17 protein-coding genes are annotated in these 17,362 nt (G+C 70.1%); 7 read left to right on the top strand and 10 right to left on the bottom strand.

Features of this window, described 5'->3' with window-relative positions; translation table 11 throughout:
• Positions 1 to 14: 14 nt before the first annotated feature.
• Together QO011_RS02210 and trpS are read right to left on the bottom strand one after the other, a co-directional pair.
• Positions 15 to 512, bottom strand: coding sequence for a universal stress protein (locus tag QO011_RS02210; RefSeq protein WP_307267057.1), 498 nt, complete (start codon positions 510 to 512; stop codon positions 15 to 17).
• Positions 513 to 726: 214 nt separating this feature from the next.
• Positions 727 to 1,767, bottom strand: a complete 1,041-nt coding sequence (gene trpS / locus QO011_RS02205; RefSeq protein ID WP_307267055.1) for a tryptophan--tRNA ligase — start codon at positions 1,765 to 1,767, stop codon at positions 727 to 729.
• A gap of 172 nt (positions 1,768 to 1,939) precedes the next feature.
• Here trpS and efp point away from each other — a divergent pair, with 172 nt between their 5' ends.
• The 5 genes from efp to QO011_RS02180 all read left to right on the top strand — a co-directional run bounded on the left by efp (position 1,940) and on the right by QO011_RS02180 (position 6,673).
• Positions 1,940 to 2,506 carry an elongation factor P gene (efp, locus tag QO011_RS02200; protein WP_307269196.1) on the top strand — a complete coding sequence of 189 codons (567 nt, stop codon included), beginning with the start codon at positions 1,940 to 1,942 and terminating at the stop codon, positions 2,504 to 2,506.
• Positions 2,507 to 2,624: 118 nt separating this feature from the next.
• The gene (locus QO011_RS02195) at positions 2,625 to 3,185 is read left to right on the top strand and encodes a LemA family protein (RefSeq protein ID WP_307267053.1); all 561 of its coding nucleotides are present in this window, start codon (positions 2,625 to 2,627) and stop codon (positions 3,183 to 3,185) included.
• Between the two features lies 1 nt (position 3,186).
• A complete protein-coding gene (locus tag QO011_RS02190; RefSeq protein WP_307267051.1) occupies positions 3,187 to 5,073 on the top strand; it encodes a DUF2207 domain-containing protein in 1,887 nt (628 codons plus the stop codon).
• Complete coding sequence (locus QO011_RS02185; protein ID WP_307267049.1) at positions 5,073 to 5,612, top strand: sigma-70 family RNA polymerase sigma factor; 540 nt, start codon at positions 5,073 to 5,075, stop codon at positions 5,610 to 5,612. Before QO011_RS02190 ends, QO011_RS02185 begins: the two co-directional genes overlap by 1 nt.
• Positions 5,609 to 6,673 (top strand): anti-sigma factor domain-containing protein, encoded by a 1,065-nt coding sequence (locus QO011_RS02180; protein WP_307267046.1) that lies wholly within the window; start codon positions 5,609 to 5,611, stop codon positions 6,671 to 6,673. The genes QO011_RS02185 and QO011_RS02180 overlap by 4 nt, the downstream gene beginning before the upstream one ends.
• Positions 6,674 to 6,683: 10 nt before the next feature.
• Here the strand turns inward: QO011_RS02180 and pyrF are convergent, their stop codons facing one another.
• The 6 genes from pyrF to QO011_RS02150 form a co-directional block, all read right to left on the bottom strand.
• Positions 6,684 to 7,394 (bottom strand): orotidine-5'-phosphate decarboxylase, encoded by a 711-nt coding sequence (gene pyrF / locus QO011_RS02175; RefSeq protein WP_307267043.1) that lies wholly within the window; start codon positions 7,392 to 7,394, stop codon positions 6,684 to 6,686.
• Between the two features lie 43 nt (positions 7,395 to 7,437).
• Positions 7,438 to 8,055, bottom strand: coding sequence for a class I SAM-dependent methyltransferase (locus QO011_RS02170; protein ID WP_307267041.1), 618 nt, complete (start codon positions 8,053 to 8,055; stop codon positions 7,438 to 7,440).
• A gap of 40 nt (positions 8,056 to 8,095) precedes the next feature.
• Positions 8,096 to 9,268, bottom strand: a complete 1,173-nt coding sequence (gene queG, locus QO011_RS02165; RefSeq protein ID WP_307269194.1) for a tRNA epoxyqueuosine(34) reductase QueG — start codon at positions 9,266 to 9,268, stop codon at positions 8,096 to 8,098.
• Positions 9,265 to 9,957, bottom strand: a complete 693-nt coding sequence (locus tag QO011_RS02160) for a glutathione S-transferase family protein (protein WP_307267038.1) — start codon at positions 9,955 to 9,957, stop codon at positions 9,265 to 9,267. The genes queG and QO011_RS02160 overlap by 4 nt, the downstream gene beginning before the upstream one ends.
• A gap of 169 nt (positions 9,958 to 10,126) precedes the next feature.
• Positions 10,127 to 11,209, bottom strand: coding sequence for a phenylalanine--tRNA ligase subunit alpha (pheS, locus tag QO011_RS02155; RefSeq protein ID WP_307267036.1), 1,083 nt, complete (start codon positions 11,207 to 11,209; stop codon positions 10,127 to 10,129).
• Positions 11,210 to 11,287: 78 nt separating this feature from the next.
• Positions 11,288 to 12,394, bottom strand: coding sequence for an acyl-CoA desaturase (locus tag QO011_RS02150; protein ID WP_307267033.1), 1,107 nt, complete (start codon positions 12,392 to 12,394; stop codon positions 11,288 to 11,290).
• A 117-nt stretch (positions 12,395 to 12,511) separates the two neighbouring features.
• On the opposite strand from QO011_RS02150, the gene QO011_RS02145 reads away from it, so the two are divergent.
• Both QO011_RS02145 and QO011_RS02140 read left to right on the top strand, forming a co-directional pair.
• Positions 12,512 to 12,865 (top strand): ArsR/SmtB family transcription factor, encoded by a 354-nt coding sequence (locus tag QO011_RS02145; protein WP_307267029.1) that lies wholly within the window; start codon positions 12,512 to 12,514, stop codon positions 12,863 to 12,865.
• Between the two features lie 8 nt (positions 12,866 to 12,873).
• On the top strand, positions 12,874 to 13,626 hold the full coding sequence (locus tag QO011_RS02140) for an LOG family protein (protein WP_307267026.1): 753 nt from the start codon (positions 12,874 to 12,876) through the stop codon (positions 13,624 to 13,626).
• Positions 13,627 to 13,754: 128 nt separating this feature from the next.
• Here QO011_RS02140 and lon read toward each other — a convergent pair whose 3' ends face one another.
• Positions 13,755 to 16,151, bottom strand: a complete 2,397-nt coding sequence (lon, locus tag QO011_RS02135; protein ID WP_307267023.1) for an endopeptidase La — start codon at positions 16,149 to 16,151, stop codon at positions 13,755 to 13,757.
• 10 nt (positions 16,152 to 16,161) lie between these two features.
• On the bottom strand, positions 16,162 to 16,569 hold the full coding sequence (locus QO011_RS02130) for an Hsp20/alpha crystallin family protein (RefSeq protein ID WP_307267021.1): 408 nt from the start codon (positions 16,567 to 16,569) through the stop codon (positions 16,162 to 16,164).
• Positions 16,570 to 17,362 lie beyond the last annotated feature (793 nt).

Here is a 17,362-nt window from a genome sequence, read left to right as displayed (position 1 = left end):
CGGCCTTCGGCCGCTCAGGCCAGCGTGTCGATGTGCTCGTCGGTCAGCCTGCCCGGGATCACCGCGATCGGGATCGGGAAGCTGCCGGACATCTTGCCGACCAGGGTCGAGACCAGCGGGCCGGGCCCCTCCTTGCCGGTGCCGGCGGCCAGCACCAGCACGGCGATGTCGGTATCCTCGTTGATCAGCGCGACGATCTCGTCGGCCTTCTGGCCGGCGCGGACGACGCATTCGGGCTCGACGCCGGCGACCGCCCGGGCCCGCGCGGCGGCGCGGACCAGCACCTCCTGCGCCTTCTCCTCCGCCTCGGCCCGCATCAGCGCACCGACGCCGAGCCAGTCCTCCACCGCCTCCGGCACCGTGATGATCGCCAGCACCACGCCGGCGCCGATGCGGGCGCAGCGCCTGGCCGCGTAGTAGAGAGCGCGGTCGCTCTCCGGGGTCTCGTCGACGATCACGAGATATTTGGGCCGGTGCCCCGGCTCATAGGCGGTGCGCTTGGCGGCGAGCATGGCGGGCCTCCCGAAGGCGGTCGGGTCCGGCGCCCGGCCGCTCCGCCCTTCTAGAGCAAAGCGCGTTTCGGCGGAAACGCTGCTTTGCTCTAACCTTTTGCTTCGACGCGTCTTTGCGATGAGCCTTTGCGATGAGCCTTTGCGATTCCTGGCGATTCCGCCAAATCGCAAAACGCTTTAGGTGAAATTCCCGCGGCGGGACGCTGCCGCCCGCTCAGCGCGAGCGGATGAAGCCGACGACGTCCTTGACCGCATCCATGATCGGGGTGGCGATGGCCCGCGCCCGGGCCGAGCCGTCGGCCAGCACCGCATCGATATGGCCGGGATCGGCGATCAGGCGCTGCATCTCCGCCGTCACCGGCGCGACCCTTGCCACCGTCAGGTCGGCGAGGGCGGTCTTGAAGGTGGAGAAGGGGCCGCCGCCGAACTCGCCGAGGACCTCGGCCGGCGTGCGGCCGGAGAGGGCGGCGAAGATCGAGACCAGGTTGTCGGCCTCGGGCCGGCCCTCCAGGCCCTTGGCCTCCGAGGGCAGCGGCTCGGGATCGGTCTTGGCCTTGCGGATCTTGGCGGCGATCGTGTCGGCGTCGTCGGTCATGTTGATGCGCGAGAGGTCCGACGGGTCGGATTTCGACATCTTCTTGGTGCCGTCGCGCAGGCTCATGATGCGCGTCGCCGGCCCCTGGATCAGCGGCTCGGGCAGGGGGAAGAAGGCATCGCCGAAGCCGTGCGCGGCGATGGACTCGGCGAAATCGTTGTTGAACTTCTGGGCGATGTCGCGTGCCAGCTCCAGGTGCTGCTTCTGGTCCTCGCCGACCGGCACATGGGTGGCGTGGTAGGCCAGGATGTCGGCCGCCATCAGGTTGGGATAGGCGAACAGGCCGACCGAGGCGGCCTCGCGGTCCTTCCCGGCCTTCTCCTTGAACTGCGTCATGCGGTTGAGCCAGCCCATGCGGGCGACGCAGTTGAAGATCCAGGCGAGCTCGGCGTGCTCGGCCACCTGGCTCTGGTTGAAGACGATATGCGCCTTCGGGTCGATGCCGGCGGCAAGGAAGGCCGCGGTGACCTCGCGGATCTGATTCTTCAGCTCGTGCGGGTCCTGCCAGACGGTGACGGCATGCATGTCGACGACGCAGAAGATGCAGTCATGCGTCTTCTGCATCTCGACGAAGCGCTGGATGGCGCCGAGATAATTGCCCAGATGCAGGTTGCCGGTGGGCTGGACGCCGGAGAACACGCGATTCTTGAAGGCGGGCATGGCGGGACATCTCGACCGATCGTCCCGGCTTATTGCGCGCGGCGGGCACGGGCGCAAGATGGAGCGAGGCGCTTGCGGCCGCTGCCCACGCTTGTTTCGTGCCGCTGGCTTTCGCTGGCGCATCCTTCGGTGTATGACCCGGCCCGAAGAATTCATCGAAGGGCAGTTCATCGTGAAGGTCATCGCCAGCCAGATCCGCAAAGGCAACGTCGTCGAGGTGGACGATCAGCTCTATGCCGTGCTCAAGGCCGAAAGCTTCTTTCCCGGCAAGGGCACGCCGACGACGCAGATCGACATGCGCCGCCTCTCCGACGGGGTGAAGACCTCGCAGCGCTACAAGACCACCGAGCAGGTCGAGCGTGCCTTCATCGAGACCAAGGACCACAACTACCTCTACCAGGACGGCGAGTCCTACGCCTTCATGAACATGGAGAACTACGAGCAGGTCACCGTGCCAGCCGACGTCATCGGCGACCAGGCCGTGTATCTCCAGGAGAACATGACGACGCAGATCAGCCTCTACAACGGCGTGCCGGTCGGCATCGAGCTGCCGACGCGGGTGACGCTGGAGGTGACGGAGACCGAGCCGGTCACCAAGGGCCAGACGGCCTCGTCCTCGTACAAGCCGGCGGTCCTGTCCAACGGGCTGCGCGTCAACGTGCCCCCGCATATCGGCGTGGGCACCCGCATCGTCGTGCTGACGGAAGACAATTCCTACGTCGAGCGCGCCAAGGACTGACGTCCCCGGCCGCCCCGCCTTCGCGGCCGGGGCCGTTTGCGCGCCGTGCGATTGCGCACACGACTCGCACCGCCGTGGAAGGCATGGTGGCGCTCGCGACAATGCGGGCGAATCCTCCATGACCTCACTCCTCATCCTCGGCGCGATCGTGCTGATCGCGCTCTACGCGGTCTCGATCTACAACAGCCTGGTCCGGAACCGGAACCTGACGGCCGAGGGCTGGAGCGGCATCGACGTGCAGCTGCGCCGCCGCGCCGACCTGGTGCCCAACCTGATCGAGACGGTGAAAGGCTACGCGGCCCACGAGAAGGCCGTGTTCGACGACGTGACGGCCGCGCGGGCCCGCAGCATCGGGGCGCAGGGCGTCGGCGCCCAGGCGGTGGCCGAGACCGGCATGCAGGCGGCCCTCGGCCGGCTGTTCGCCGTGGCTGAGGCCTATCCCGAGCTCAAGGCCGACGCCAATTTCCGCGAGCTGCAGACCCAGCTCGCCACGATCGAAGAGGACGTGCAGTCGGCGCGGCGCTACTACAACGGGGCGGCGCGCAACTTCAACACGCTGATCGAATCCTTCCCGTCCAACCTGGTCGCGCGCCAGTTCGGCTTCCAGCCGGTCGAATTCTTCGCCATCGGTGACGAAGCCGCCCGCGCCGTGCCGAAGGTCGATTTCGGCGCGCGGTGAGATGCGGACCCTCCTCGCCGTCCTGCTGCTCCTCGCCGCCTGCCTCGGGGCTTCGGCGGCCGAGGAGCGGATCCTGTCCTTCGACTCGGCCGTGCGCGTCATGCCCGACGCTTCGCTCGACGTGACCGAGACGATCCGGGTCGACGTCCTCGGGATCGTCATCCGGCGCGGCATCATCCGCGACTTCCCCACGCGCTATGTCGACCGGCACGGGCGGGTGGTCACGGCCGGCTTCGGCGTGGTCTCGGTCCAGCGCGACGGCCGCGACGAACCCTATGCGGTGGAGGCGATCGACAACGGCAAGCGCATCCGCATCGGCAGCAAGGACGTGCTGCTCGAGCACCGTCCCACCACCTACGCCATCCGCTACCGCGCCACGCGCGAGCTCGGCTTCTTCGACGGGTTCGACGAGCTCTACTGGAACGTCACCGGCAATGGCTGGACGTTCCCGATCGATGCGGCGAGCGTCACGGTCGATCTGCCGTCCGGGGCGGCCATCCTCAGGAGCGCCGGCTATACCGGTCCGCAGGGCGCGCAGGGACGGGATTTCACCGTCCTGCCGGCACCGGCCGGGCGGTTCGCGGCGCGCACCACCCGGCCGCTTTCGGCGGGCGAGGGCTTCACCGTCGCGGTCGCCTTTCCGAAGGGCGTCGTCAGACCACCGGGCGGAGCGGAGAAGGCGTGGTGGTTCCTTCAGGACAATGCCGCGGCGATCGTCGCCTGGCTCGGCCTGGTGGGCATCGGTCTGTTCTACTATCGCGCCTGGTCCAGGGTGGGCCGCGACCCGGCGGCCGGCGTGATCGTGCCGCTGTTCCGACCGCCGGACGGGCTGACCCCGGCGGCGGCGCGCTATGTGCGCGAGCAGGGCTTCGACGACAAGGCCTTCGCCAGCGCCGTGATCGGCTTGGCGGTGAAGGGGCACCTCAACATCGTCGACGGCAGCGCCGGCTATCGCTTCGAGCCGCAGGCCAAGGACGTCGCCGGGCTCTCCGCCGGCGAGCGCGGCCTCCTGGCGGCTCTCGGGCCGCAGCCGGTCGACGTCGTCGACAGCAACCACGAGAAGATCGGCGGCGCGCGCAAGGCGCTGTCCCGCGTCCTGGACAACGAATATCGCGGCGTTGCCTTCGTGCTCAATCGCGGCTGGTTCTGGGGCGGGGCGGCGCTGTCGCTGGCGGTGCTGGCGCTGGCCTTCGCGCTCGCCTCGGGCGAGACGTCCGCGGCGCTGGCCGCCGCCGGCTTCACCGCCGTCTGGTGGGGCGTGATCGCCCTCGCCGGCCGCCGCGGCTGGACGGCGTTCTCCGCCGGCCGGGGGTTCTCCAGGCTCGGCGGGCTTTTCCTGCTGCTGTTTCTGATCCCCTTCGCCTGCGCCGGCCTGCTGTTCCCGATCGGCGCGGTTCTGCAGGGCTGGCTCCCCCTCGACCTGATGGAGGTGGTGATCGCCGCCATCCTCCTCGTGGCGCTCAACGTGGCGTTCTTCTTCCTGCTCACGGCGCCGACCCCCTCGGGGCGCGTGCTGCTCGACAAGATCGAAGGCTTCCGCCTCTACCTCGCGACCACCGAGGAAGACCGCCTCGCGGTGCTCAATCCGCCGGAACGCACGCCGGAGCTGTTCGAGCGCTATCTGCCCTATGCGCTGGCGCTCGGCTGCGCCCATCAATGGAGCAGCATGTTCACGCAGGTGCTCGCGATGGCTGGCGTTTCCGCACCGGCATGGTATTCCGGTTCAAATTGGGACGCCGGCCGCCCCGCCCGCTTCGCCGACGGTCTCGGCAGCGGGCTGGCGACGAGCACCGCGGCGGCATCATCGCCGCCCGGGTCCAGTTCCGGGTCGGACGGCGGCGGGTCGTCCGGCGGTGGCGGTGGTGGCGGCGGCGGATCGGGGTGGTGATGCAGGAGACCATCGACACGCTGCTGACAGGGGTCGCGCGCAAGGACGCGGCCGCCTTCCGTGCGCTCTACGACCAGGCCGCGCCGAAACTTCTGGGGGTCGCGCTGCGTATCCTGAAGCGACGCGAAAGCGCCGAAGACGTGGTGCAGGACGTGTTCGTCAAGCTCTGGAACGGGCAGGCGAGCTTCGATCCGGCGCTCGGATCGGGATTCGCCTTCCTGGCCACGATCACCCGCAACCGGGCCCTGGACATCCTGCGGCGGCGGAGCGAGCAGTCGGCGGGCGACGAGACGGACATGGACGCTGTGATGGATCTGATGCCCTCGCCCGAAGCGGTCGCCGCCGACCGCTCGGACCTGCGGGCGCTGCTGGCCTGCATGGACGGACTGGCCGACGGACCGCGCCGCGCCATCCTCTCGGCCTATGTCGACGGCGCCCAGGGCAGCGAGATCGCCGCGGCCCTGGCGGTGCCGATCGGCACCGTCAAGTCCTGGATCCATCGGGGCCTGGCCTCGCTTCGGGAGTGCCTGGGCCGATGACCGACGAAACCAGACGGCTGGCCCTCAGCGTCATCGCCGGCGAGACCGTGCTCGGCCTGCGCACGCTCGAGGAGAGCGCCGCGGTGGAGGAGCGGCTCGGCGGCGACGCAGACTATGCCGCCGAGGTGGCGGCCTGGCAGGACCGCCTCGTGCCGCTGGCGCATGTCGTGCCCGAGGTCGTGCCGTCGCCGCAGCTCTGGCCGCGGATCGCGGCCGAGACCGTGGCGCGGCTGGATGCGATCGATCTCGGCCGGCCGGCGGCCGAGCCGGTGCCCGCCGAACCGCCCGGCGCGCCGGTGCCGTTGGCGATGGACGCGGCGCCGGTCGAGCCGCCGCCGGCGGAACCGCCGCTGCTCGAGCCGGTGCCCGGGATGCCGTCTCCCAACGAGCCGGCACCCGGGATGCCCTCTTCCGTGGAGCCGGCACCCGGGGTGCCATCTCCTGCGGAGCCGGCACCCGGCGTTCCCTCGCCCAACGAGCCGGCGCCCGCCGAGCTGCCGCCGATGCGGCGTCCGACCGCGTTCCCGGAGATCGGGCCGGTGGCGGAGGTACGCGCGACCGGGGTGGTGATCGGGCTGGAGGAGGCGATCGCGGCGCGCACGCGGATGCTGCAGCGGCGCGTCAATCGCTGGCGCTGGGCGGCCGGGACCGCGAGCGCCGTCGCCGCCGGCCTGGCGGTGCTCGTGGCGCTCGGCCCGTCGCGCTTCCTCTCCGGCGGCGCGGGAGAGCATTTCGTCGGCGTGGTCAGCGCCAGCGGCGAGACGCCGCCGCTCGTGGTGGCGGTCGACCTCGCCAAGGGCACGCTGGCGGTGCGCTCGCTGCAGCTCAAGCCGGAACCCGGCAAGTCCTTCGAGCTCTGGGCGGTGCCGCCCGGCGCCAAGCCGGTGTCGCTCGGCCTGGTCGATGGCGCGGACCGGCGCTCGATCGCCAAGGTCGCCAACTCGGCCTGGCGCGATCCCGCGACGCTGCTCGCCGTGTCGGTGGAGCCGGCTGGCGGGTCGCCGACGGGGCAGGCGACCGGACCGATCGTCTATACCGGCCGCCTGGTCAGGGCGGATTGAGCGGCGCGGCTCAGGCCGAGGCCAGCGCGCCTTCGATCTCGGCCAGGATCGCCTCCGCGGCAGCCTTGGGATCGGCGGCCGCCACCACCGGCCGGGCGACGACGAGGTGGTCGGCGCCGGCCCGGATGGCGGCGGCCGGCGTCATCACCCGCTTCTGGTCGCCGATATCGGAGCCGGCCGGGCGCACGCCCGGTGTCACCAGGAGGAGGCGCGCGCCGACCTGGCGCCGCATCGCCTGCGCCTCGTCCGGCGCCAGGATCAGGCCGCCGATGCCCGCCTCGACCGCCTGCTCGGCGCGGCGCGCCACGAGATCGGCGACGCCGTGGCCGTAGCCGGCGGCGGCCAGATCGGCCTCGTCATAGGAGGTCAGCACGGTGACGCCGAGGACGGTGAGATCCGAGCCGCGCGCGCCGGCGGCGGCGGCGCGCATGGTCTGGGGATAGGCGTGCACGGTGAGGAAGGTCATGCCCATCGCGGCGATGGCCTCGACGCCCTTGGTCACCGTGTTGCCGATGTCGTGCAGCTTCATGTCGAGGAAGATCTTCTTGCCCGAGGCCGCGAGCTCGCGCGCGAAGGGCAGGCCGCCGCGGAAGGCGAGCTGGTAGCCGATCTTGTAGAACGACACCGTGTCGCCGAGCCGGGCCACCACGGCCTCGGCCGCAGCGACGCCATCGACGTCGAGCCCGACGATCAGCCGGTCGCGGGTGCTGGGTGCGCTCATCGGGTCCTCGCTCGTCGGCTCCTGCCGATCGGTTTCCGGTTCGTCAGTTCTTCATCGGCTGGCGGTAGATCCATACCCGCGCCGGCGGCACGTTGCGCCAGATGCGCGGCGAGGCCCGCCAGGTGAAGAAGGGATCCTTCAGCGGCATGGGCGAGACCATCGCATAGGTGAACTGGATGAAAGGTGCGTCGGGCTTCATCAGGGTGAAGGCCTGGCGCAGCAGGTCGAGCCGCAACGCCTCCGGCTTGGTGAACAGCGGCAGGCCGCTGATGATCGCGGCCGCCTTGGCCGGCAGTTCGCCGGCGAGCGTCCTGGTCAGGGCATAGCCGTCGCCCTGCACCACGGTGGCGGCCGGGAAGCGGCGGCGCAGCAGGGCGCAGAATTCCGGGCTGTATTCCAGGAGGACCAGCCGGCTCTCGGCCACGCCGTGCCGGACCAGCGCCTCGGTCACCGGCCCGGTGCCGGGGCCGATCTCGACCACCGGGCCGTCGGCGCGCGGGTCGACATAGCTGGCGATGGCGCGGGAGAGGAAGCGGCTGGACGGCGTCACCGACCCCAATTGCAGCGGCTTTTCCGCCCAGGTGCGGAAGAACTGCGCGGCGTCGCCGAACTTCTCGGCGGTCTTGCCCGCAACCTTGCGCGCTTCTCCCCGATGCCTCATCGCAACCTCTTGGACTGGAACGCTTCAACGGACGCCGGCCTCACCGGTATGGGATCACCGGCTGCGTCGTCAAGACGATAGCCGGCGTCGTATTGACGACGATGCCGGCGGCGCGCCATTCCGCCAGCACCGTGTCGTCGCTTTCCCTGGCATGGGCCGCCTCGTGCGACAGGCGGGCGGGGTCGAGCCGGGCGAGGGCCCAGACCGCCATGCCGCGCACCAGGGGCGAGGCGTCGCCGACGAGGCGGGCGGCTTCCTCCGCCAGAGCGGCGTCGCCCGAATTGCCGATGGCGATCAGCACGTTGCGCACGAAGCGGTCTCGCCCGACGCGCTTGATCGGGCTCTTGCGGAACAGGGCGCGGAACGCGGCGTCGTCGAGCCGGGCGAGGTCGGCGAGGCGCGGCGCCTTCAGCGCCTGCCGCGCGGACAGGGCCTGCTCGCGAGCGACGCTGGCGAACTTGTTCCAGGGGCAGACGGCCAGGCAATCGTCGCAGCCATAGATGCGGTTGCCGATCGGCGCACGGAACTCGGCCGGGACGACGCCCTTGTGCTCGATCGTGAGGTAGGAGATGCAGCGCCCGGCATCGAGCCGGTAGGGCGCCGGGAAGGCCGCGGTCGGACAGATGTCGAGGCAGGCGCGGCAGGAGCCGCAATGGTCGCTCTCCGGCGGGTCCGGCGGCAGATCGGCGGCCGAGAAGATCGAGCCGAGGAACAGCCAGGAGCCGAACTCGCGGCTGACCAGGTTGGTGTGCCGCCCCTGCCAGCCGAGGCCCGCCGCAGCGGCGAGCGGCTTCTCCATGACCGGCGCGGTGTCGACGAACACTTTCAGCGCGACGCCCGAGGCTTCGCCCAGCCAGCGGCCGAGGCTCTTCAGCTTCTTCTTGACGACGTCGTGGTAGTCGTCGCCGCGGGCATAGACCGAGATCACGCCGCCGGTGCGGTCACCCAGCGCCGCGCGCGGGTCGAGATCCGGGCCATAGTTGAGGCCGAGCATGACGATGCTGCGGACTTCGGGCCACAGCACGCTGGGATCGGCGCGCTCGCCGGCACGGGCGGCCATCCAGTCCATGCCGGCATGATGGCCGGCGGCGAGGAAGGCGGAGAGGCGGCCCGGCGCCTCGGGCACGGCGTCGGGCGCGGTGACGCGCACGGCGTCGAAGCCTTCGCCGCGGGCGCGCGCAACCAGGGCGGATTTGAGGGCGGCGCCGGTCAGAAGTCGAGATTCGCGTAGGTCGACGACGGGGTGGTGCCGCGCACCATCTCGTTCAGCAGCGGCCGGAAGGACGGGCGGGACTTGATCCGCGCGTACCAGTCCTTCGCCGTGTCGTCTTCCGCCCAAGGCACGTCACCCAGATAGTCGACCACGGAGAGCTGCGCCGCCGCGGCGAGGTCCGCATAGCTCAACCGGTCGCCCGCCAGCCAGTTCCGGCGTCGGGCGAGATAGCCGAGATAGCGCAGATGATAGCGCACATTGGTCTTGGCGGCGCGGATGGCCGAGGTGTCGGGGGCGCCGCCGCCCGCATCCTCCGGCATGAAGCGCTTGAGGATCTTCTCGGTGACGAGATAGTCGGAGACCTCGGCATGGAACTTGGTCAGGAACCAGTCGGCGAGGCGGCGCGTCTCGACGCGGGTGGCGGTGTCGAGCGAGAGCAGGCGGTGCTCGCCGAGGCCGGCGCCGTGCGCCTCGTCGAGATATTCGGCGATGGCGGAGACGCCGGGCACGACCAGGCCGCCGTCCTCGACCAGCACGGGCAGCAGGCCGGCAGGGTTGAGGTGGAGGAACCGCTCCTCTCGCTCCCACGGCTTCTCCTCGACCAGGTCCACGTCGAGACCGATCTCATTGAGCACGAGGCGGATGAAACGTGAATGGGGGTCGAGGGGATGGTGGTGAAGACTGGGCATGGATCCGTCTGGCGGGAGTCGGGCTCGGGCTCATGCCGTCGCGCGGAGAGACGCCAGCCCGTATAGACCCGCATCCCGTAGCCGGCAACCCGGCGTACCCCTCCGCCCTTGCGCCGCAGCATGGCGGGCGGAGGGTTACCGCCGGGTTAACCGTGCGGCAATCCGGGGCTCAGGCGGTGAGGCCGCCGGCGAGCGAGGGCATGTCGAGCGGCCGGAAGCCGTAATGGGCGAGCCAGCGCACATCCGCGTCGAAGAAGGGACGCAGATCCGGCATGCCGTATTTCAGCATGGCGATGCGGTCGATGCCCATGCCCCAGGCGAAGCCCTGGTACTCGTCGGGATCCAGGCCGCAATTGCGCAGCACGTTGGGATGCACCATGCCGCAGCCCAGGATCTCCAGCCAGTCCTCGCCCTCGCCGAAACGGATCTCGCCGCCCTTGCGCGCGCACTGGATATCGACCTCGAGCGAGGGCTCGGTGAAGGGGAAGAAGGAGGGTCGAAAGCGCATCTTCACCGAGGGGACCTCGAAGAAGGCGCGGCAGAACTCCTCCAGCACCCATTTCATGTGGCCGACATGGCTGGTCTTGTCGATGACCAGGCCTTCGACCTGGTGGAACATCGGCGTGTGGGTCTGGTCGCTGTCGTTGCGATAGGTGCGGCCGGGGATGACGACGCGGATCGGCGGCTTCTGGCTCAGCATGGTGCGCACCTGCACCGGGCTGGTGTGGGTGCGCAGCACCTTGCGCTCGCCGGTCTCGTCGGGCGCGAAGAAGAAGGTATCGTGCATCTCGCGGGCGGGGTGGCCCGGCGGGAAGTTGAGCATGGTGAAGTTGTAGTCGTCGGTCTCGATGTCAGGCCCTTCGGCGATGGCGAAGCCCATGTCGGCGAAGATGGTGGTGATCTCGTCGATGACCTGGCTGATCGGATGCAGGCGGCCGGCGCCGATGCCGTTCTCGCGGGTGGGCAGCGTCACGTCCACCGCCTCGGCGGCCAGGCGCGCCTCCAGCGCCGCGGCCTTGAGCACGGCGCGGCGGGCGGCGAGGGCCTGCGTCACCGTCTCCTTGGCGACATTGATGGCGGCGCCGGCGGTGCGGCGTTCCTCCGGCGCCATGCGGCCGAGGCCGGACAGCAGCTCGGAGATCGAGCCCTTCTTGCCGAGCGCGCCGATGCGCACGGCCTCCAGGGCGGCTTCGTCCGCCGCGGCGTCGATGTCGGTGAGGATGGCGCGCTCCAGCGCGGCGAGATCGGTCATGGCGGAACTCGGACGGAAGGCTCGGGTGTCAGGCGCGTTCTAGAGCAAAGCGCGTTTGGACGGAAACGCTTCTTTGCTCTAGCTTCTTGTTTCGACGCGTCTTTGCGATGCTTGGCGAGTCCGCCAAATCGCAAAACGCTTTAGCGGCAAGACGGCGCCGACGCCAGCCGCATCGCCGCGCTCGTCGATCCGCCGCAGCGCGGCGCGGCTCGGCAGGGTCTCCGGCGTCCTGACGTTCCACACCAGGCCCAATGCCCTGAGCGCGACCAGCACCCACCAGCCCGGGTCGGTCTCGCCCGCGTGCAGGCCGAGGCGCGCCGAGGCAGGGAAGGCGTGGTGGTTGTTGTGCCAGGCCTCGCCCATGGTGAGGAAGCCCACCCGCGGCACGTTGTAGCCCTGGACGCCCGCGCCCTCGACGTGCCAGGTGCGCGGCCCGCGGTTATGCGCGAAATAGCCGACCAGCCAATGCCCGGTGAGCGACAGGAAGACGCGCATGGCGATGCCCCAGAACAGCCAGGGCCAGCCGCCGATCGCCCAGAACGCGAGGGCCCAAGGCGCCTGCTGCGCCATGACCGTGCGGTCGAGCAGGCGGTAGAAGCGGTCTTCGCGCACCCGCCGCTCGATGGTCAGGACCGGCGGATGGTCGAGCCGGAGCTCGCAATGGAGCTGCCAGAACCCATCCTTGAGGATCGAATTGCGGTGGGCGAGGAAGGCGTGGCAGCCGGGCCGGCGCTGCGCCCAGTCGCGGATGTCGTGCTGGCGGATGATCCCGGACGGGCCGGCCATGCCCACCAGCGTGCCGCAATAGACGAACAGGCGCTCCAGCCAGAGCGGGCAGTCATAGGAGCGATGGATCAGGCGACGATGCATGCCGAGGGAATGGCCGAGGCAGATGGTCGTGGCCGTCGTGACGAGGAACAGGGCGAAGGCGCCCCAGGTGACATTGAGCGGGGCGCCGACGAGGGCGCCCAGCGCCATGGCCGTCCACCAGATCGATTTGACCGGCGCCCAGCGCACGGTGCCCTGCATCGCATCGGTCTGCGGGTCGTCGGTCATGCGCGGCGAATGATGCATGCTGGCGGCATTCTGCAGATCGGCCTCCAGGGCCTGGTCGCGCCGCCGCTCCGGCGGCTCGGCCGGCGATGCGTCCCCGGGAATTCCGTATCCTGGCGGCAGCGTGCGCATGGCGTTCTCGCCTAATAATTAACTCATTAGTTAATTAGATCATGAATACAATCATGTTGCAAGCCGGCGTGCTATGTCCTAAGGAACCGAAGGGGGCATGGTGAGCCGATTTCCGTCATGACGGCCGACAAGGTCTTCGAAGCGCTGTCGTCGGCGCCCCGCCGGCGGATTCTCGCCTATCTGTCGAAGGCCGACATGACGGCCGGGCAGATCGTCGAGCGGTTCAAGACCGTGATGTCCGCCCCCGCCGTGTCCAAGCATCTGTCGGTCCTGGAGAATGCCGGGCTGGTCTGGCGCGAGAAACGCGGCCAGAACGTGCATTACGGCCTCAACGAGGAGTCGCTGGCCGGCACGCTGGTGCATTTCCTCGCCGAGGTCTGTCCGCGCTCCCGCCCCTACCGGCGCGACAGCAAGGCGGCCGCGGCCGACCGCGGCCGCGCCGACGATGGCGATCCGACGTCCCGAGCATGAGTTCTCCGATGCCCGACTCCACCGCCCAGAAGACCTCTCCCGCCTATCGCCTCGCCGCCATCGATCCCGACTTCCTGCTCGGAGACTCCACCCGCGGCGTGCGCTTCCAGCTCGAATATCTCAAGGCGCAGGAGGGGCTGCAGAAGTTCCGCATCCGCTCCACCATCGTGGTCTTCGGCTCGGCGCGGGTGCGCGAGGGGCGGCCCGGCAATCACGGACGCTGGTACAAGCAGGCACGGCGCTTCGGGCGCATCGCCTCCGAGCGCGGCGGCGCGCTCAACGACGGGCCGGAGGGGCGCCTCAACGTCATCGCCACCGGCGGCGGCCCGGGCTTCATGGAGGCGGCGAACCGCGGCGCCAGCGAGGCCGGCGCCCCGACCATCGGCTTCAACATCGTGCTGCCGCACGAGCAGGAGCCGAACCCCTACACCACGCCCGAGCTCACCTTCCGCTTCCACTATTTCGCCATGCGCAAGATGCACCTGGCCATGCACGCGGCGGCGCTGGTGGTGTTTCCCGGCGGCTTCGGCACGCTGGACGAATTGTTCGAGATCGTCACCCTGCGCCAGACCGGCAAGATGCCGTTCTGCCCGATCGTGCTGATGGACCGCGCCTATTGGACGCGGCTGATCGCCTTCGACGCCATGATCGAGGAAGGCTTCGTGCGCCCGGAGGACCTCACCCTGTTCTCCTATGCCGAGGACGCCGAGGAGGCCTGGGCCATCCTCGAGCGCCAGGGGCTGACCGCGCCGCAGCCGTGAGGCCGGGCTCGGCTACTGCGTCGCCGCCCGGGCAGGTTCTCTCGAACCTGCCTTTACTCTGGAATCTGAGCAGCATTGATTTTGCATGGAGAATGCAAAATCAATTCGTGGTTGAAGCCACGAGAAGCTTAGACCGGGGCACCCTCCAGGGCGGCGGCGATGGCGTCGTCGACCTGCTCCAGCCAGACGAACTCCAGGAGGTTGCGGGCGTCCTGGGGAATGTCGTCAAAGTCGCGGCGGTTGCGCGCCGGCAGCATCACCCGCGTCACCCCGGCCGCGGCGGCGGCCACCACCTTCTCCTTGATGCCGCCGACCGGCAGCACCAGGCCGCGCAGCGAGATCTCGCCCGTCATCGCCGTGTCGCTGCGGATGGTCCGGTCCTTCAGGAGCGAGACCAGCGCCATGAACATGGCGACGCCGGCGCTCGGCCCGTCCTTGGGCGTGGCGCCGGCCGGCACGTGCACATGGATGTCGTTCTTCTCGAACAGGGCGGGATCGATGCCGAGGGACGCGGCACGGCTCTTGACCAGGGTCATTGCCGCCTGAGCGCTCTCGCGCATGACGTCGCCGAGCTGGCCGGTGAGGATCAGCGCACCCCTGCCGGGCGCGCGCGTCGCCTCGATGAACAGGATGTCGCCGCCGACCGGCGTCCAGGCCAGGCCCGTCGCCACGCCCGGGATGCTGGTGCGCATCGCCACCTCGTTCTCGAAGCGCGGCGGCCCGAGCACGGAGGCAAGGTCCTCGGCGCCGATATGCACGTGCTCGGCGCTGCCCTCGGCGATGCGCACGGCCGCATGGCGCAGCGCCTGGCCGATCTCGCGCTCGAGGTTGCGCACGCCCGCCTCGCGCGTGTAGCCGCGGATGATCGCGGTGAGGGCCGCATCGTCGATCTCGGCCTGCTCGGGGGTGAGGCCGTTGGCCTCCAGCTGCCGGCGCACGAGGTAGCGGCGGGCGATCTGCAGCTTCTCGCCCTCGGTATAGCCGGCGAGGCTGATGATCTCCATGCGATCGCGCAGCGGCCCGGGGATGGTGTCGAGCATGTTGGCCGTGGCGATGAACACGACGCGGGAGAGGTCGAAGGGCACGCCGAGGTAATTGTCCCGGAACGTGCCGTTCTGCTCGGGGTCGAGCACTTCCAGCATGGCGGCGGAGGGATCGCCCTGGATGCCGCGGCCCATCTTGTCGATCTCGTCGAGCATCATGACGCAGTTGCGCGCCCCGGCCTTCTTGATGGCCTGGATGATGTTGCCCGGCAGCGCGCCGATATAGGTGCGCCGGTGGCCGCGGATCTCCGCCTCGTCGTGCACACCGCCGAGGCTGATGCGCACGAAGGGCCGGTCCAGGGCCCGGGCGATCGACTGGCCGAGCGAGGTCTTGCCGACGCCGGGCGGCCCGGCGAAGCACAGGATCGGCGCCTTGCCCTGGGGCGCGAGCTTGCGCACCGCCAGGAACTCGATGATGCGGTTCTTGATCTTCTCCAGGCCGTAATGGTCGGCATCGAGGATGCGGCGGGCCGCGGCGATGTCGATCGGCTTCTCCTCGGGCAGGGCCCAGGGCAGCTCGACCAGCCAGTCGAGATAGGTGCGGATCATGCCGGACTCGCCCGCCGCCTCGGGCGTGCGCTCGTAGCGGCGCAGCTCCTTGCGCGCCTGGCTCTCGACCTCGGGCGGCATCTTCGCCTTGGCGATCGCCTGGGTCAGCTCGGCCACTTCCTGCGCCTTGCCGTCGCTCTCGCCGAGCTCGCGCTGGATCGTCGCCATCTGCTCGCGCAGCAGCGCCTCGCGCTGGCGCCCGTCGAGGGAGGCCCTGGTCTGGCGCCCGATCTCCTGGCTGAGGCGCAGCACCTCGATGCGCTGGGCCAAGAGGCGCGAGACCTTGTCCATGCGCGCGACGAGGTCGATCGTCTCCAGGATCTCCTGCTTCTCGGCCGGGCTGACATCCATGTAGGCGGTGGCGAGATCGGCCAGGGCCGAGGGCGAGGTCGCCGACTGGAAGGCGGCGATCAGCTCCTGCGGCGCCTGGGGAATGAGCTGCAGCGTCTCGATCGCCTGGCTCTGCAGGTGGAGGAAGCGTGCCTCGATCTCCGGCGAGCGGCCGGCGGGCTCGGGAATCTGAGCGAAGCGGGCGGCCAGGAACGGGGCCCCGGGCAGGAAGCCGAGCAGCCGCACGCGCTGCACGCCCTGGCACACCACATGGTGCGTGTTGTCGGGGGCGGTGATGTAGCGCACGATGTTGGCCAGCGTTCCCACCCAGTGCAGCCCGTCGGGGCCCGGCGCGGTGGCCTCGCTGTCGCGTTGCAGGAAGACGCCGACCTGGCGCTCCTCGCGCACCGCCTGCTGGGCGGCGGCGATGGATGCGGGGCCGATCGAAACCGGCATGACCGTGCCGGGGAACAGCACGATGTTGCGCACCGGCAGGACGATCAGCGCGTCGCTCGGCAGGGGCACGCCGGCACCGGCCGGCGGCTCGGGCAGGGGGCGGGGTTGGTCGGGGCGGGACTGGTCGGCGTCGTTGGGCACGGTCATCTCAGCCTCCTCAGAGCGCCTTCACGAGGCTGAAGACCAGGCAGCCGTTGGCGGCCATCTGCCGGACGGTGTAGCGCCCGGGCGGCAGCGGGATGCGCCGCTCGAACCGGCCCTGGGGCAGCTCGAGCCGATGGATCACGGCGTTGCGCAGCTCGGCGGGCAGGGTGCGCCGTCCGGCGACGATCAGGGCGCCGTCGTCGATCACCGCCTCGACCTCGTCGGGATCGACGCCGGGCAGCGCGACCAGGATCAGCACCTCGCGGTCGGTCTCCAGCACGTCGATCGGCGGCTCCCAGCGCGGCTCGCGCGCAGGGTCGGCGGCGCGCAGGCCGAACATCTGGCGGTGCATGCGCTCGGCACGGGCCAGCGTCTCGATCGCCTCGGACAGCATCCAGTTGGCGGGATCCCTGGTCGGCATGATGCTCCTCCACTGCCGGCTGACGTGCCCCGGTACCGCAGAGGTCCCGGCTCGCGCACCTTACTCGCGAGCCGCGCATCGGCAAAACAAGATGGCCGCCAAGGTCGGAACTCCGCCGGTCCGGAGGAAGAGCCCGATGGGAAGAACCCGGTCCGCACCCGCCGGACAGGATCGATGCGCCGGCTCGGCGGGGGAGGTGGCCGTCTCCGGCACCGTCGTGTCGGCCATGGCCGCACGAAGTTCAGCGAGGCCGGCGCCCCGCCCTTGTGACCGCCGCCAAGTCTTTCCCGATCGAGTCTTTCCCGATCACGTCCTCCCCGATCGAGGTCGAGGGCGCGTCCCCATCATGCGGCGTCGCGGACGCGCCAGCGGCGGCCCATGGCGGCAGGGATATCCGGCAAATGCCGATATCGGCCCGCGCCGAAAGCCGTCGCCGGACCAGGGTTGCGCGCGGTCCTTGCCGCGGCGCGTCAATACCGGACGAAGCAGGTCTTGCGGATGCCGTATGCCGGATCTCCAAAAACGCGCCTGTCGCAAGGCAAGCCTCCGGGGGGGCTGCGTCGACGCACATAGGAGCCGTTGGCTCCGAAGGAGATGATTGCCCCCGCAGGTGCTCTGCAGAACCCGTCTTCGGGCGCGCACGGCCTTCCCAGACCGCGGGGCCTCGGGGCGTAATAATCCGGCGGCGGCCTGCCATAGCCCGGCGGTGGCCCGTCATAGCCCGGCGCTGGGTAATATTGGGCGCTTGCCTGGGTCGTCAAGGCAGCCAAGACTGTCCCTGCCCCCACCATCC

Origin of the sequence: Labrys wisconsinensis (assembly GCF_030814995.1) — a bacterium.
Lineage (GTDB): Bacteria > Pseudomonadota > Alphaproteobacteria > Rhizobiales > Labraceae > Labrys > Labrys wisconsinensis.
The sequence above is the reverse complement of the archived record's forward strand: the minus strand, read 5'-3'. Positions and strand labels throughout refer to the sequence as shown.

Coding starts and splice junctions, on each gene's coding strand:
- QO011_RS02190 (WP_307267051.1), top strand. CDS start 3,187: ATGCGGACCCTCCTCGCCGTCCTGCTGCTCCTCGCCGCCTGCCTCGGG.
- trpS (WP_307267055.1), bottom strand. CDS start 1,767: ATGCCCGCCTTCAAGAATCGCGTGTTCTCCGGCGTCCAGCCCACCGGC.
- QO011_RS02185 (WP_307267049.1), top strand. CDS start 5,073: ATGCAGGAGACCATCGACACGCTGCTGACAGGGGTCGCGCGCAAGGAC.
- QO011_RS02170 (WP_307267041.1), bottom strand. CDS start 8,055: ATGAGGCATCGGGGAGAAGCGCGCAAGGTTGCGGGCAAGACCGCCGAG.
- pheS (WP_307267036.1), bottom strand. CDS start 11,209: ATGACCGATCTCGCCGCGCTGGAGCGCGCCATCCTCACCGACATCGAC.
- QO011_RS02210 (WP_307267057.1), bottom strand. CDS start 512: ATGCTCGCCGCCAAGCGCACCGCCTATGAGCCGGGGCACCGGCCCAAA.
- pyrF (WP_307267043.1), bottom strand. CDS start 7,394: ATGAGCGCACCCAGCACCCGCGACCGGCTGATCGTCGGGCTCGACGTC.
- QO011_RS02140 (WP_307267026.1), top strand. CDS start 12,874: ATGCCCGACTCCACCGCCCAGAAGACCTCTCCCGCCTATCGCCTCGCC.
- QO011_RS02145 (WP_307267029.1), top strand. CDS start 12,512: ATGACGGCCGACAAGGTCTTCGAAGCGCTGTCGTCGGCGCCCCGCCGG.
- lon (WP_307267023.1), bottom strand. CDS start 16,151: ATGACCGTGCCCAACGACGCCGACCAGTCCCGCCCCGACCAACCCCGC.
- QO011_RS02130 (WP_307267021.1), bottom strand. CDS start 16,569: ATGCCGACCAGGGATCCCGCCAACTGGATGCTGTCCGAGGCGATCGAG.
- QO011_RS02160 (WP_307267038.1), bottom strand. CDS start 9,957: ATGCCCAGTCTTCACCACCATCCCCTCGACCCCCATTCACGTTTCATC.
- QO011_RS02180 (WP_307267046.1), top strand. CDS start 5,609: ATGACCGACGAAACCAGACGGCTGGCCCTCAGCGTCATCGCCGGCGAG.
- QO011_RS02150 (WP_307267033.1), bottom strand. CDS start 12,394: ATGCGCACGCTGCCGCCAGGATACGGAATTCCCGGGGACGCATCGCCG.
- QO011_RS02195 (WP_307267053.1), top strand. CDS start 2,625: ATGACCTCACTCCTCATCCTCGGCGCGATCGTGCTGATCGCGCTCTAC.